The 14,726-nt window shown below is 74.5% G+C and carries 12 protein-coding genes; 1 reads left to right on the top strand and 11 read right to left on the bottom strand.

Going from position 1 to position 14,726, the window contains the following annotated elements; all coding sequences use genetic code 11:
• Positions 1–38: 38 nt before the first annotated feature.
• From BMX65_RS26805 to fmt, 10 genes are all read right to left on the bottom strand, one after another.
• Positions 39–1,760 (bottom strand): flavin monoamine oxidase family protein, encoded by a 1,722-nt coding sequence (locus tag BMX65_RS26805; RefSeq protein ID WP_075002939.1) that lies wholly within the window; start codon positions 1,758–1,760, stop codon positions 39–41.
• Positions 1,761–1,822: 62 nt separating this feature from the next.
• Positions 1,823–2,602 carry a carbon-nitrogen hydrolase family protein gene (locus BMX65_RS26800; protein WP_075002938.1) on the bottom strand — a complete coding sequence of 260 codons (780 nt, stop codon included), beginning with the start codon at positions 2,600–2,602 and terminating at the stop codon, positions 1,823–1,825.
• Positions 2,603–2,740: 138 nt separating this feature from the next.
• Positions 2,741–3,196: an Lrp/AsnC family transcriptional regulator gene (locus tag BMX65_RS26795; RefSeq protein WP_019356172.1), complete on the bottom strand. Its 456-nt coding sequence runs from the start codon at positions 3,194–3,196 to the stop codon at positions 2,741–2,743.
• 221 nt (positions 3,197–3,417) lie between these two features.
• A complete protein-coding gene (locus tag BMX65_RS26790) occupies positions 3,418–4,854 on the bottom strand; it encodes a GuaB1 family IMP dehydrogenase-related protein (RefSeq protein WP_075002937.1) in 1,437 nt (478 codons plus the stop codon).
• 156 nt (positions 4,855–5,010) lie between these two features.
• Complete coding sequence (locus BMX65_RS26785) at positions 5,011–6,282, bottom strand: cation:proton antiporter (protein ID WP_075002936.1); 1,272 nt, start codon at positions 6,280–6,282, stop codon at positions 5,011–5,013.
• Positions 6,283–6,379: 97 nt separating this feature from the next.
• A complete protein-coding gene (locus tag BMX65_RS26780; RefSeq protein WP_075002935.1) occupies positions 6,380–6,856 on the bottom strand; it encodes a cation:proton antiporter regulatory subunit in 477 nt (158 codons plus the stop codon).
• Between the two features lie 21 nt (positions 6,857–6,877).
• The gene (locus tag BMX65_RS26775; RefSeq protein WP_177214355.1) at positions 6,878–7,879 is read right to left on the bottom strand and encodes a sugar-binding transcriptional regulator; all 1,002 of its coding nucleotides are present in this window, start codon (positions 7,877–7,879) and stop codon (positions 6,878–6,880) included.
• A gap of 117 nt (positions 7,880–7,996) precedes the next feature.
• Positions 7,997–8,686 carry a ribulose-phosphate 3-epimerase gene (rpe, locus tag BMX65_RS26770; RefSeq protein ID WP_075002933.1) on the bottom strand — a complete coding sequence of 230 codons (690 nt, stop codon included), beginning with the start codon at positions 8,684–8,686 and terminating at the stop codon, positions 7,997–7,999.
• A 34-nt stretch (positions 8,687–8,720) separates the two neighbouring features.
• Complete coding sequence (locus tag BMX65_RS26765) at positions 8,721–10,169, bottom strand: RsmB/NOP family class I SAM-dependent RNA methyltransferase (RefSeq protein WP_075002932.1); 1,449 nt, start codon at positions 10,167–10,169, stop codon at positions 8,721–8,723.
• A gap of 95 nt (positions 10,170–10,264) precedes the next feature.
• Positions 10,265–11,218 carry a methionyl-tRNA formyltransferase gene (gene fmt, locus BMX65_RS26760; RefSeq protein ID WP_075002931.1) on the bottom strand — a complete coding sequence of 318 codons (954 nt, stop codon included), beginning with the start codon at positions 11,216–11,218 and terminating at the stop codon, positions 10,265–10,267.
• Positions 11,219–11,529: 311 nt separating this feature from the next.
• Here fmt and BMX65_RS26755 point away from each other — a divergent pair, with 311 nt between their 5' ends.
• Entirely contained in the window at positions 11,530–12,225 is a 696-nt protein-coding gene (locus BMX65_RS26755; RefSeq protein ID WP_075002930.1) for a hypothetical protein, read from the top strand.
• A 246-nt stretch (positions 12,226–12,471) separates the two neighbouring features.
• On the opposite strand, the gene BMX65_RS26750 is transcribed toward BMX65_RS26755, so the two are convergent.
• Entirely contained in the window at positions 12,472–14,637 is a 2,166-nt protein-coding gene (locus tag BMX65_RS26750) for a primosomal protein N' (protein WP_075002929.1), read from the bottom strand.
• Positions 14,638–14,726: the final 89 nt, after the last annotated feature.

Here is a 14,726-nt window from a genome sequence, read left to right as displayed (position 1 = left end):
GGCCCCTTCGCGGGCTCCCCGCCTCCGTCGCCGGTTGCTCAGTCCTCCGGGAGCCGCACCGGCTCGATCTCCTCGAACACGTCCCCCGGGCCGGGGTTGGCCGGGTCGGTGGTGCCGCCCAGATGGTGCATGACGCCCCACACGGCGTTCAGCGCGGTCTGCACGGCGCCCTCGGCCCAGCCCGCGGTCCAGGAGATGTCGTCCCCGGCGAGGAAGAGCCCGCGCCGGTCGGCGGGCAGCTCCTCCTGCATGAAGTGGGTGAACAGCCGCCGCTGGTAGCGGTAGTGGCCCGGCAGGTTGGCCTTGAACGCGCCGAGGAAGTACGGCTCGTCCTCCCAGGAGACGGTGAGCGGGTTGCCGGTGATGTGCTTGCGGATGTCGACGCCGGGATAGATCTCGCCGAGGGACTTGAGCATCACCTCCATCCGCTCGTTGGCGTCCAGCGGCAGCCACTTGAGGCTGTCGTCGCACCACGTGTACGACAGGCAGATCACGGCCGGCTTGCCGGGGCCGTCGTCCAGCAGGTAGGTGCCGCGCGTCATCCGGTCGGTGAGGGTCATGCTCATCGTGTCCCGGCCGGTCTCCGGGTCCTTGTCGAGCCAGAACGGCCGGTCGACGGGGACGAACAGCTTGGAGGACTCCATGTAGTGGGTGCGCTCCACCGCGGTCCAGTGGTCGATGGGCAGCAGCGCGTCGTCGCAGTCGATCCGGCTCAGCAGCAGCCAGGACTGGGCGGTGAAGACCGCCGCGCGGTAGGTGCGGATGTCCCCGTCCGCGTCGGTGACCGTCACCCGGTTCCCGGCCGTGCGGTGCAGCCTGGTGACGGCGGGGCGGTGCGCACCGCCGGGGTGCAGCGAGCTGAGGCTGGTGCCCTGCGGCCAGTGGACGAGCTTGTCCGGCTGGTGCTCCCACAGCCGCAGCGGAAGCTGCTGGCAGCCGCCGACGATGCCGCGGTGGTCGTCGTCCGCGCCGGTGTAGACGACGCGCAGGATCTCCAGGATCGAGTTGGGGAAGTCGGTGTCCCAGCCGCCGGTGCCGAATCCGACCTGCCCGAAGATCTCCCGGTGCCGGAAGGAGGAGAAGGCCGCGGAGTCGCACAGGAAGCCGTAGAAGGTCTGGTTGTCCAGCTTCTCCACCAGCCGGGACCAGATCTCCCGGATCCGGGGGACGTCCCGCTCGCGTATCGCCTCCTGCATCGCGGAGAAGTCGGCGCCCTCCTCCAGGCAGGCGTTCCACGCCTCCATCACCTGGTGGTAGACGGGCGGCAGGTCCTCCAGGGTGCGCGCGTAGTGCGGCTCGCCCTTGAGGTCGACCACGGTGGAGGGGGTGTCGGGAGCCAGCGGGTTGGGGAACGGCTCGGTCTCCAGGCCCATCAGGTCGATGTAGTGCTGGAACGCGGTCGAGGACGGCGGGAAGCGCATGGCGCCCATCTCGGCGCGCAGCGCCGGGTCGCCGCCCTCGAAGGTCGCCGTACGCAGCCGGCCGCCGAGCTGGTCGGCCTCGTGGACGACCGGCTTGAGCCCCATCTTCATCAGCTCGTACGCCGCCACCAGGCCCGAGAGGCCGCCGCCGATCACCGCGACCTCGGTGCCGTGTTCGGTCGGCGGGACGGCGCCCAGGCCCGTCGGGTGCGCGAGGAAGTCGTCGTAGGCGAACGGGAAGTCGGGGCCGAACATGGTCAGCGGACCCTGGGCCGGCTGCTGCCCGGCGGTGCGCTGCTCGTCGTGGTCGTGGGCAGCGGTGGGCACGGTGGAGGTCATGCGGATGTCGCTCCTGGGAGTACGGGACGGCTGCGCGGGGGCCCGCGGCCGTCCTGGAGGGGTCAGTGCGCGTAGAGCTCGGGGCGGCGGTCGGCCAGATACGGGTTGCGGTCGCGGGAGGCCCGCAGCACCTCGGGGTCGACGTCGCCGATCAGCAGCGCCGGCGCCCGGCCGTCGGCCCGCACCGGCACGGTGCCGTCGGGCGCGGCCAGACAGCTCAGCCCGGCGAAGTCGAACGCGCCCTCGGGGCCGACGCGGTCGGCGTAGGCGACATAGAGCTGGCTCTCCACCGCACGCGCCGGGACGAGGGTCGTGGCGACGGTGTCGTAGGGCCGCATCAGCGCGGTGGGCACCAGCAGCAGGTCGGTACCGGCCAGGGCGTGCGCGCGGACGGCCTCCGGGAACTCCACGTCGTAGCAGATCAGCAGACCCAGCCGGAGCCCGTCGAGTTCGGCCTGGACCGGCAGCCGGGTGCCGGGGGTGTAGTGCTCGGCCTCGTAGGTGCCGTACAGGTGCGTCTTGCGGTAGTCGGCGAGTGCCGCGCCGTCCGGGCCGACCAGGCGGACCGCGTTGTGGACGGCACCGTCCTCGCCCGCCTCGGGGTACCCGTAGACGACGGCCACTCCGTGCTCGCGGGCGATGCGGGAGACCGCCGCCGCAGCGGGTCCGTCGGCAGGCTCCGCGACCTCGGCCGGGTCCTCCAGCGCATAGCCGGTGAGCGAGAGTTCCGGCGTGACCAGCAGCCGGGCGCCGCGCGCGGCGGCGTCCCGTGCGGCGGCGTCGAGCGCGGCCGGCCCGCGGGAACCGGGCTGGTCCTGGGTCTGGAGAAGAGCGATACGCACGCATTCGAAGCTACGGGCGCGCCCGGTGCGCCACAAGCAGCGGATCTTGCGGAAGGACCCGCACTTCGTTGCGCACTTCCGCGCCGGATCGGCGATGTGTTGCGCCGGGTGTCCTGGCTCACAGCCGGGACACCCGGATCACAGCGGCGGCCCGGCGGTGTAGCGCCGGAGCAGCGGGGAGAGCACCAGGACCGACTTCGTCCGCTCGACGAACGGCTCCCCGGCGATCCGCTCCAGCACGGCCTCGAAGTGCCGCATGTCCGCGGCGAAGACCTGCACGAGCGCATCGGCCTCGCCGGTGACGGTGGAGGCCGCCGCCACCTCCGAGTAGTGCGCCAGCGCCCGGTGGATGTCCTCCGGCGAGGTGCGGGAGCGGCAGTACATCTCGATGAACCCCTCCGTCTGCCAGCCCAGCGCCGAGGGGTCGACCCGCACCGTGAACCCGGTGATGGCACCCCGCTCCCGCAGCCGGTCCACCCGGCGTTTGACGGCGGGAGCCGACAGGCCGACCTCGGCTCCGATGTCGGCGTACGTACGGCGGGCATCCTCGGCGAGGGCGTGGACGATGCGTTCGTCGAGATCGTTCAGTGGCACGGCGACAGTAGAACACGGCGCGGGGACCGGTCCGGCGCGGCGGATACGGCGGGCGCCGCGCCGGGGCACCGGGAGCGCCCGCCCTGGTCACGGGCGACCGGCGACTCCGAGGCGCACCGTCCGCGGCGCGGCGGGCGTCCCGGGGCCGCGCCGCGCGGTCCGGCCGGCGCCAGGAGGCGGGACACTGCCACGGGGCGGGCCCCCGGCGCGGGCCGGCCGGGTCACCAACTGGCGTGCAGGGGCTTGCCCTCCGCGTAGCCCGCGGCGCTCTGCACGCCGACGACGGCGTTCCCGGCGAACTCCGCCAGCGTCGCCGCGCCCGCGTAGGTGCACGCGGAGCGCAGACCCGCGATGACCGAGTCGATCAGGTCCTCGACGCCGGGGCGGGCCGGGTCCAGGAACATCCGGGAGGTGGAGATGCCCTCCTCGAACAGCCCCTTGCGGGCCCGGTCGTAGGCGGACTCCTCGGCGGTCCGGTTGCGCACGGCGCGTGCCGAGGCCATCCCGAAGGACTCCTTGTAGAACCGCCCGTCGGCGGACTGCTGGAGGTCGCCCGGGGACTCGTGGGTGCCCGCGAACCAGGAACCGATCATCACGTTGGAGGCTCCGGCGGCCAGCGCCATGGCGACGTCGCGGGGGTGCCGCACTCCGCCGTCGGCCCATACGTGCTTGCCGAACCTGCGGGCCTCGGCCGCACACTCCAGCACGGCCGAGAACTGCGGCCTGCCGACGCCGGTCATCATCCGGGTGGTGCACATGGCGCCGGGACCGACGCCGACCTTGACGATGTCGGCGCCCGCCTCGACGAGATCGCGCACTCCTTCGGCAGCTACCACGTTGCCGGCCGCGATCGGCACGGCCGGGTCCAGCGCGCGGACGGCCCGCAGGGCCTCGAGCATGCCCTCCTGGTGGCCGTGCGCGGTGTCCACCACCAGGGTGTCGACCCCTGCGGCCAGCAGGGCCTCGGCCCGGGCCGCGACCTCGCCGTTGATACCGACGGCGGCGGCGATCCGCAGCGATCCGCCGGAGTCGACGGCGGGGGTGTAGAGCGTGGCGCGCAGCGCGCCCTTGCGGGTGAGGATGCCCACGAGCTTCCCGTCGGCGTCGACGGCGGGCGCGAACTTGCGGTGGGCGGCGTCGAGCCTGTTGAACGCCTCGCGCGGGTCGATGTCCGCGTCGAGCACCGTCGGCTCGGCCGTCATGACCTCGGAGAGCTGGGTGAAGCGGTCGACGCCGGTCAGGTCCGACTCGGTGACGACGCCGACGGGCCGGCCGTCGCGGCAGACGACGCCCGCCCCGTGCGCCCGCTTGGGCAGCAGCGAGAGCGCGTCGGCCACCGTCTGGGTGGGCGCGAGGGTGATGGGGGTGTCGAGGACGTGGTGCCGCTGCTTGACCCAGCCGATGACCTCGGTGACGACGTCGATCGGGATGTCCTGCGGGATCACCACGAGCCCGCCGCGGCGGGCCACGGTCTCGGCCATCCGGCGCCCGGCGATGGCGGTCATGTTGGCGACCACCAGCGGGATGGTGGTGCCCGTGCCGTCGGGCGAGGAGAGGTCGACGGCCTGCCGGGAGCCGACCGCGGAGCGGTTGGGCACCATGAAGACGTCGTCGTACGTCAGGTCGTACGGGGGCCGCTGATCATTGAGAAAACGCACGTACTTCAGTCTCCCACGTCCGCTCACCCGGGCGAGGGCGGACGATCCACCGGAGTAGCGGAATCAGGCTGGTGGGATCGTACGAGGCCGTGACAAGGAGCCCGGCGGATCCGTACAGGGAGTGACCGCAGCCGGGGGCCGGGGAGGGCGCTCCGCTCAGGACGGGTGCCCGGTGCCGCCGACCGGGTCCGCTACCCCCTCCGCGTCCGGGAGCGCCGCCTCCTCGCAGCGCACCGCGTCGGGGCCGGTCGGATCCCGGCGGGTACGGCGGGCGTCCACCAGCCGCTTGAGTCCACCGACGGCCGGTTCGGTCCAGCGGGCCGTCAGCGGACCGAGGATCACCATGATCATCACATAGGAAGTGGCCAGCGGGGTGATCCGGGGATCCGTGCCCGCGGCCAGCCCCGCGATGACGATGGAGAACTCGCCGCGCGCCACCAGCGCCCCGCCGGCCCGCAGCCTGCCCCTGCTGCCCACCCCGGCCCGGCCCGCCGCGTACCAGCCGGTGAGCACCTTGGTCACGACGGTGACCGCGGCCAGCGCCAGCGCGGGCAGCAGCACCGGGGGGATCTCGGCGGGCGCGGTGTTGAGCCCGAAGAAGACGAAGAAGACGGCCGCGAACAGGTCGCGCAGCGGGGTGAGCAGGCTGCGTGCGTTCTCCGCCGTCTCGCCGGAGAGCGCGATGCCCACCAGGAAGGCGCCGACGGCGGCCGAGACCTGGAGCTTCGCGGCGATCCCGGCGATCAGCAGGGTCAGCCCGAGGACGACGAGCAGCAGCATCTCGGGCGTGTCGGAGCTGACGGCACGGCTGATGTGGCGGCCGAACCGCAGCGCCGCGAAGAGCACGATGCCCACGGTCCCGACCGCGACGATCATCGCGAGGCTCGTCCCGGCCAGGCCGAGCCCGGCCACCAGCGCCGTGAGCAGCGGCAGGTAGAGGGCCATGGACAGGTCCTCGATCACCAGTACGCCCAGGATCACCGGTGTCTCCCGGTTGCCGAGCCTGCCCAGGTCGGTGAGGACCTTGGCGATGACGCCCGAGGAGGAGATCCAGGTGACGCCCGCCAGCGCCACGGCCGCCACCGGGCCCCAGCCCAGCAGCAGGGCGGCCACGGCGCCCGGCACCGCGTTCAGCGCGAAATCCACCATCCCGGACGGGTACTGCGTCTTCAGGCTCGTCACCAGCTCCGAGGCGCTGTACTCCAGGCCGAGCAGCAGCAGGAGCAGAATCACCCCGATCTCGGCGCCGACCTCGATGAACTCCTCGCTGGCGGTCAGCGGGAACAGACCGCCCTGCCCGAACGCCAGGCCGCCCAGCAGATACAGCGGGATCGGGGAGAGGCCGATGCGGCCCGCGAAGCGGCCCACCAGTCCCAGGCCCAGGATGACGGCGCCGAGTTCGATCAGCAGAACGGTGGTGTCGTGCACAGAGGGCCTTTCAGTCGTCCGGCGGCTGTCCGTGGTCGGGCGGCTGTCCGGGGCGGCGCACGGCCCCGGCGGGACCGGACCGCGGAAGCGGTGCTGCTCAGGTACCGGCGATGATCCGGGTCAGCTCGTCCACGCCCTCCCGGGTGCCGACCGCGACCAGGGTGTCGCCCGCCTCCAGCCGGAAGTCGGGGGTCGGCGAGGGCACCGCGCCGGTCCGCCGCAGCACCGCGACGATGGACGCGCCGGTGCGGGTCCGCGCCTGGGTCGCCCCCAGCGGCTCCCCGCTGTAGGGGGACTGCCCCGACATCGGGATCCGGACGGTGACCAGGTCGATCTCCATCTCGCAGGTCCCCAGCCGCGGGCTCTCCCCCGGGGCGAGGATCTCCGCGAGGGAGGCGGCCTCCTCGTGGTCGAGCTGCACCGTGGCCTGGCAGGCGTCCGGGTCGTCCTCCCGGTAGAAGCCGAGGAACCTGCGGCCGTCCTGGTGGGCCACCACCGAGATGTGCCGGCCGGTCCGGGTGGTGATGTCGTACTGCTTGCCCAACCCCGGCAGCTTGGTGCTCTTGGTCGTCATGGCTGGCTGCCTTTCGCGAACCTACTGGGAAGCGGCGGTACTGTCCGGGTCCGTACGTTCCAACGCGGGGCGCGGCCCCGGTTGTTCCTCGTTCAACAGCCAGTCGGCGGCCGCGGTGTCGGTGACCAGGCTGGTGACCAGGCCGGAGCGGAGCACCGCCCCGATGGCCGCGGCCTTGCGGTGCCCCCCGGCGATGGCGACGACCTCCGGGATCCGGCGCAGCCGCTCGGCCTCCACGGTGATGCAGCGCTCCCCCAGGTCCCGGCCGATCCGGCGGCCCTGCACGTCGAAGAGGTGCGCCGACATCTCCGCCGCCACCCCCAGCGACGAGTAGTGGTCCCGCTCCTGCGCGCTGAGCATGTCGTGCACCGTGGAGATCCCCGGCTCCCAGGAACCGATGGAGACGGCAGCCACGGTGACCTTGTCGAAGTACTCGAAGGCCCGGGCGATGCCCGTCTGGTTGCGCAGCGCGGCGGCGGTGGCGCTGTCCGGCAGCAGCATCGGCGCGTAGACCGGGTGCGCCTCCCCGCCGGCCACCTCGGCCGCCCGCCGTACGGCCTCCACCGAGCCGCGGTCGGCCGTACCGGCGTCGTAGACCCCGGTCAACTGCACGACGGTGCAGGGCGGCAACTGGCGTAGGGCGGTCGCCATGTGGATGGTGGAACGGCCCCAGGCCAGCCCCAGCACATCCCCGTCGGTGACCAGCTCGCCGAGCAGATCCGCGGCGACCTCGCCGAGGTTCTCCGGGTCCGCCGCGTCGTCCACGGCCTCGGTGGGCGACTCGACGACGACCGCGTGCCGCAGGCCGAAGCGGGCGCGGAGCGCGTCCGAGCGCTCGGCGTCCAGCTCGGCCGGGACCCGGATCTCGATGCGTACCAGGTCACGTTCGAGCGCGGTCTCCAGGACCCGGGCCACCTTGAAGCGGCTCACCCCGAACTCGTCGGCAATCTGGATCTTGGATTTGCCCTCCAGGTAGAAGCGGCGCGCCATCGCCGCGGCCTGCATGAGTTCGGCGGGTCCCATTCGCGTGGATCGCCCCGACGACACCGCTCTCACCTCACTGTCTTGCTGTGTCCGCGCTGCCGGCGCTCACGCGCCGCGCGTTCATCCTTGCAGATCCCCGGCCCATGGTGACCGTCCTCACTCCCGGCCCTCCCCGGCGGGCCCCGCCGCCGCTGCCGCCTGCCGCCGCAGCGCCCGGACGGCCGCCGCCGGATCCTCGGCCCCGTAGACGGCCGAACCGGCCACGAACACGTCGGCACCCGCCTCCGCGCACCGCTCGATCGTGGCGGCCGAGACGCCGCCGTCCACCTGCAGCCACATCTGCAGCCCGTGCTTGTCGATGAGCTGCCGGGTCCGGCGGATCTTCGGCAGCATGATGTCCAGGAACGCCTGCCCGCCGAAGCCCGGCTCCACCGTCATGACCAGCAGCATGTCCAGTTCCGGCAGCAGATCCTCGTACGGCTCGATCGGGGTGGCCGGCTTCAGCGCCATGGAGGCACGCGCGCCCTTGGCCCGGATCTCGCGGGCCAGCCGCACCGGTGCCGCCGCGGCCTCCGCGTGGAAGGTGACCGAGCCGGCGCCGGCCTCCACGTAGGCGGGCGCCCAGCGGTCGGGCTCCTCGATCATCAGATGGCAGTCCAGCGGGATGTCCGTGGCCCGGCCCAGCGACTCGACCACCGGCGTGCCCAGCGTCAGGTTGGGCACGAAGTGGTTGTCCATCACATCGACGTGGAGCCAGTCGGCGCCGTCCGCGCCCTCGACCCGCCGCGCCTCCTCGGCGAGGCGCGCGAAGTCTGCCGACAGGATGCTGGGGTTGATCTGAGCCATGACTACCAGTATTCCGTGTGTGCGTTCGAGGTGATCACGCGGTGCGGCGCAGCAGCGCCAGATACATCGCGTCGGTGCCGTGCAGATGCGGCCAGAGCTGGATGTCGGGGCCCGCGCCCAGGTCCGGGACGCCGGGCAGCAGCGGGCGCGCGTCCAGTCGCTCGGCGGCCGTCGCCCCCTCCTTGGCCAGCTCCCGCAGGACGTCGTCCACCACGGCACGGGTCTCGGCCAGGTGCGGCGAACAGGTCACGTACGCGACGACGCCTCCGACCCGCGCCGCCTCCAACGCCTGGCGCAGCAGCGCCCGCTGCAGCGGCGCGAAGCCCGCCAGGTCCTCCGGGCGGCGCCGCCAGCGCGCCTCGGGCCGGCGCCGCAGCGCCCCCAGCCCGGTGCAGGGCACGTCGACCAGCACCCGGTCGAAGCTGCCGGGCCGCCAGGCGGGGCGGGTGCCGTCCGCGGCGACCACGGCCCAGGGGCCCGGGTTGCCCCGCAGGGCACGCTCCACGAGCCGGGCGCGGTGCGGCTGCTTCTCGGACGCGAGCAGTGCGGCGCCCCGCTCGGCCGCCAGCGCGCCCAGCAGCGCCGCCTTGCCGCCGGGGCCCGCGCACGCGTCCAGCCAGCGCGCGTCGGCACCGTCCACGGGCGCCTCGGCCAGGGCCAGCGCGACGAGCTGGCTGCCCTCGTCCTGGACTCCGGCCCGGCCCTCGGCCACGGCCTCCAGCGCACCGGGCTCACCGCCCTCGGCCAGCCGTACCGCGTGCGGCGACCAACGGCCGGGCACGGCCTCGCCGGTGGCCCGCGCGGCGCTGTACAGCTCCTCGGTGGTGGCCCGCCCCGGCCGGGCCACCAGGGTGACCTCGGGCCGTTCGTTGTCCGCCTCCAGCAGCGCGGTGATCTCCTCGCGTCCGCCGCCCAGCGCATCCCACAGTGCGGAGACCACCCAGCGCGGGTGCGCGTACCGCAGTGCCAGGTGCTCCTCCGGGTCCTCGTCGTAGGGCGGTGCGATGCGCTCCAGCCAGCCGTCGAGGTCGTGCGCGGTCAGTCGCCGCAGCACCGCGTTGACGAATTTCGCCCGCCCGTCGCCCAGCACCACCCGGGCCAGCTCCACGGTGGCGCTCACGGCGGCGTGCTGCGGGATGCGGGTGCCGAGCAATTGGTGGGCGCCCAGGGAGAGGACGTCCAGCACCGGCGGGTCGACCTCGCGCAGCGGCCGGTCGACGCACTCGGCGATGATCGCGTCGTAGGTGCCCTGGCGGCGCAGCGTTCCGTAGACCAGCTCGGTGGCCAGCGCGGCGTCCCGCGCGTCCAGTCCGCCCTGTGCCGGGTCCTTCTCCCTGGCCCTGCGCAGCAGTGGCGGCAGGACGAGATTCGCGTAGGCGTCCCGCTCGTCCACCGCGCGCAGCGCCTCGAAGGCGAGGATGCGGACGGGGTCCTTGCGGGGGCGCCGGTACCGGTTGCCGCCCCGGCGGGGTTGAGTGCTCACAGGTGAAGGTGCTCCGCAAGATCAGGGTGTCGAGACCCCCACCCTACGGCCCGGCCGGGGAAGGGCGGCGACGGGTCGTGCTCGGCGTCCCCGGCTCAGGGAACCGGGGCGTCGAAGCGGGCGCCCTGCTCGATGCGGCTGCCGCGGGCCCAGTCGGCCGCCCGCATCGGCTTCTTGCCCTGCGGCTGCACCCACTCCAGCTCCACGGGGTGCGAACCCGTCCCGACGTGTACCGCGTTCTTGCCGACCCGCAGTTCGCCGGGGGCGAGCGCGGCGGCTCCGGAGCCGGCACCGCTGTCGGGCAGCAGTGACCGGACCTTCAGCCGCTCTCCGCGGAAGGCGGTCCAGGCGCCGGGCGCGGGCGAGCAGGCGCGCACCACCCGGTCGACCCGGAGCCCGGGCGCCGCCCAGTCGATCCGGGCGTCCTCCACGGAGATCTTCGGCGCGAGGGAGACGCCCTCCTGCGGCTGCGGCACCGCCTGCAGCGTGCCGTTCTCGATCCCGTCCATGGTGGCGGCCAGCAGACCGGCGCCCGCGAAGGCGAGCCGGGTCAGCAGGTCGCCGCTGGTGTCCCGGGACCGCACCTCCTCGGTCACCACCCCGTAGACCGGCCCCGAGTCCAGTCCTTCCTCGATGAGGAAGGTGCTGGCGCCGCTCATCTCGTCCCCCGCGAGCAGCGCGTGCTGCACGGGCGCGGCGCCACGCCAGGCGGGCAGCAGCGAGAAGTGCAGATTGACCCAGCCGCGGGCGGGCACATCCAGCGCCACCCGGGGCAGCAGCGCGCCGTAGGCGACGACGGGGCAGCAGTCGGGCCCGATCTCGCGCAGCCTGGCCAGGAAGTCCTCGTCCCGGGGGCGCGCGGGCTTGAGCACCTCGATGCCCTCCTCCTCGGCGCGCTGGGCCACGGGGCTGGGCACCAGCTTCCGGCCCCGCCCCGCACGCGCGTCGGGCCGGGTGACCACCGCGGCGACCTCGTGCCGTGCGGAGGCGATCAGGGTGTCGAGCGCGGGGACGGCGACCTCGGGAGTGCCGGCGAAGACGAGCTTCATCAGTGGCGAACTACCTCTCACATGGGGAAAGACAGCACAGTTTACGGTCAGCGGCGACGTGATGCCCCGGGGGGCGTGCGGGCTTCCGCGCGCCCTGCCGGTACGACCTCCGCGCCCCCGGAGCGTGACCAGAGAGCCCATCGCGGCGTTGGTCAAGTCAGATTGACCGAACCGAGCGCCGCCCCGCCACCGCGCCGCGGCCTCGCTCCCCCCTCTTCCGCACAGCCAGCCCCACTCTTCCGCACAGCCAGTCATCCTCTCCAGCTCCGTAGCTGGACGCCCCCATGTCAACAGGTCCGAGAGGCTTCTTCATGGCCGACCACGCAACCCACGACGCCCAGGCGCGGGCCAGCCTGCATCTTCTGGTGCGGGACATCGAGCGGGTCCGCCGGCAGGTGGACGCGCTGCGCACCCTCACGGCGCAGTTGGGCAACGTCTATCGTCCGCGGCGCACCGGCCCGGCCGCGGGCTTCGTCGTCTACGGCCGCGCACCAGCGCCGACCGTCCGACTCGCCCAGGAACTACGTGACAGCGTCGAGACCTTGGTGACGGCGGCGGTGGACTTCGACCGCTCCCTCGGCTTCTCCTGGGACGCCGTGGGCTCGGCTCTGGGCGTCACCAAGCAGGCCGTGCACCGCAGGTACGGCTCCTCCCGGCGCGGCACCGCGGCCGGCGCCGCCGAGAACGCCGAGGCTCCCGCTCCCACCTCCCCGTCCTCCCCGACCGGCGCGCCGTCCACGTCCCCCTCGCCGGTGCCCCGGCAGCCCGAGGCCGTACCCGCCGCCTCCCGGTCGCTTCCGGCGGCGCCCGGTGCCTCTCCGGCCCACCGGCCGGCGTCGGTACCGGCGGCCCGCTCGATCCCGCCGCAGCAGCCCCCTGCCCAGCAGCCGTACGACGCCCGGCACGAGCCGCGGCACGACGGGCGCCAGGACGGCCGCCAGGACTCCTACCGGGAGATGCGGAAGGAGCCGCGTACAGGGGCGTTGCCCGCACCCCGCAACGGCTGAACCGGCGGCCGGCCGAGCCCGTGCGGCGCGCGCCGCCACCGCGTGCCGCGTTCGCCTCCGGACCCGGTCCCGCCAGAGGGCTTTCGCACCCCCGCCGCACATCCGTACCCCGCCGCTGTCCGGTGCCGCCCGCACCGGACAGCGCGACATGTCCGCCCCCTGCACCGCGGCGGCTCCGGAGCGGCGCGCGGCGCGCGGACGTCCGACCGGCACCCAGGCGCCGAACTGCGGCCCGCCCGCCCTGCCTCACCCGATGTCCAGCGGATCGACCCGCACCTGCGCGACCGGCCCCTCCCTGCGGGTCAACCGGCCCACCTGCGCCGTCTTCAACGCCGCGGCCAGCGCTGCACCGCTGCCGCGCGGCACCCGCACCAGCGCCCGCTCCCACTGCTCCCCCGGCGGCGGGTCCCCCGGGTTGCGGGGCCTTCCGGGCTCCGGCACCGGAAGGGGCACCGGGCCGAGCACCTGGGCACCCTCGGGCAGCCCGGCATCCTGCGCCGCGGCCAGCAGTCCGGCGACCGCCTCGGGCGGACCGGTGACCGCAGCCATCCGGGACACCGGTGGAAAGCCCAGCTCCGCGCGGTCGGCCAGCTCGCGCAGCGCATGTCCCGCGGGGTCCCAGCGCACCAGCGCCTGCACCGGCCGCACGGACTCCTCCGCGACCACCACCACCGTCCCGCCCTCGCCCTGCGGACGGACCAGCGAGGCGGCACCCAGCCAGCGGCGCAGGGCCTCCTCGCCCGCACGCAGATCGGGGCGGCTCAGCAGCGCCCAGCCGTCGAGCAGCAGCGCGGCCGCGTACCCCTCGCCGCCCTCCGGCACCGGCTCCGCACCGGGAGTCGCGACGACCAGCGCGGGACGACCCGGCACCGACTCCAGCACGTGGGTGCCGCCCGAGGTCCGCACCGGCACCGCGGGGAACGCGCGCCCCAGCTCCTCCGCCGTGCGGCGGGCGCCGATCACACTGCCGCGCAGCCGCGTCCCGGAGCACATGGGACAGCGCCACTGCGGGGTCTCCCGCGCGCACCAGCCGCACCGCAGCGCCGTGCCCTCCGCGGCCGCCTCCAGCGGACCCGAGCAGTGCGCGCACCGGGCCGGCTCGCGGCACCGCTCGCAGACCAGCCGCGGAACATAGCCGCGGCGCGGCACCTGCACCAGCACCGGGCCGCGCTCCAGCGCGTCCCGCGCGGCGCGCCAGGCCAGGCTCGGCAGCCGGGCGCTGCGGGCTGCCGGATCACGGCCGGCGTCGCCCTCGGCCGCCGTACGGACCCGGGGCATGACGGCCCGTACGGTGTCCCGGTCGGCGGCCAGCGGCCGCGCGAAGCCTGATTCCACGAGCTGCGCGGCCTCCACCGTGCAGCCGTGCGCACCCAGCAGGAACGCCGCCTGCTCGGTGACCGCGCGCTGCAGCAGCACCTCGCGGGCGTGCGGCTGCGGGGCCCGCTCCTCGCTGTGGTTGCTGTCGCCGTCCTCCCAGACGACGGCCAGCCCCAGGCGGCGCACCGGGGCGAACATCGCCGCCCGGGTGCCGACGACGGCGCGCACCGCACCGCGGCTGACCGCGAGCCACCGCCGGTAGCGCGGCTCGGGTCCGGCGTCCGCGGTCAGCAGCACATGCTGCCCCTCGCCCACGAGCGCCGTCAGCGCGGCGTCCACCCGGGCCGCCGACTTCCCGTCGGGCAGCACCGCGAGCGCCCCCCGGCCCGCGGCGAGGGCGGTGGCCATGGCACGGGCCAACTCGTCCGCCCAGCTCTGCGGGCCGGGCAGCGCGGTCCACACCGCACGGGGCGCGGCCTTCTCGGCGACGGCCCGCAGGAACGCGGGCCCTTCGGGATAGCGCGCCCACCCGCCGGGCTCCGGCGCCGCGGGCTCGGGCGGGCGGCGCGGCGAGGGCTGCTTCTCCGCTCTGGCGCGGCGCGGCGGCACGGCGAGCTGGACCACGTCGGCGAGCGATCCCGCGTACCGGTCGGCAACCGCCCGGCACAGTCCGAGCAGTTCGGGCGTGAGCACCGGTTCGGGCGAGAGCACTTGGGCGAGCGGGGCGAGCCGCCCGGTGAAGTCGGTATCGGCCCGGCGCTCGACGATGAACCCGTTGATGAGGCCGCCTCCCTCGCGGCGGCCCTCCCGCTCCCCCGCGCCGAAGCGCACCCGTACCCGCACACCGGGCTGGGCCTCCTCGTCCATCGCCGCGGGAACGGCGTAGTCGAAGAACCGGTCGAGGTGCACCAACCCCTTGTCGACCAGCACCCGCGCCACGGGCAGCCGCTCCGCCATCTCGGCCCCCCGCCAGGTACGCGGCTTCGCCCTGGGCTGTCTGGCCTTGCGCTCCCGCACGGTCTCCCGGATCAGCGCGAGCTGCTCCGGCGCATGCGGCTGACGCTCCCCTGCATCGCTGCCGTCACCCCTGCTCACAGCCTCAGTCTCGCAAACGGCTCGGACAGCCGCCGCCCACCGGACCGGGCCCGCGCCGCCGCCCGGCATGGTCGCCGCTGCCGCCGCCC

Source organism: Streptomyces qinglanensis (assembly GCF_900111245.1).
Taxonomy (GTDB): domain Bacteria; phylum Actinomycetota; class Actinomycetes; order Streptomycetales; family Streptomycetaceae; genus Streptomyces; species Streptomyces qinglanensis.
The sequence above is the reverse complement of the archived record's forward strand: the minus strand, read 5'-3'. Positions and strand labels throughout refer to the sequence as shown.

Bases quoted from the DNA above. Each gene is read 5' to 3' on its own strand.
- BMX65_RS26805 (WP_075002939.1), bottom strand. From the start codon at position 1,760: ATGACCTCCACCGTGCCCACCGCTGCCCACGACCACGACGAGCAGCGC.
- rpe (WP_075002933.1), bottom strand. From the start codon at position 8,686: ATGGCTCAGATCAACCCCAGCATCCTGTCGGCAGACTTCGCGCGCCTC.
- BMX65_RS26775 (WP_177214355.1), bottom strand. From the start codon at position 7,879: ATGGGACCCGCCGAACTCATGCAGGCCGCGGCGATGGCGCGCCGCTTC.
- BMX65_RS26780 (WP_075002935.1), bottom strand. From the start codon at position 6,856: ATGACGACCAAGAGCACCAAGCTGCCGGGGTTGGGCAAGCAGTACGAC.
- BMX65_RS26755 (WP_075002930.1), top strand. From the start codon at position 11,530: ATGGCCGACCACGCAACCCACGACGCCCAGGCGCGGGCCAGCCTGCAT.
- fmt (WP_075002931.1), bottom strand. From the start codon at position 11,218: ATGAAGCTCGTCTTCGCCGGCACTCCCGAGGTCGCCGTCCCCGCGCTC.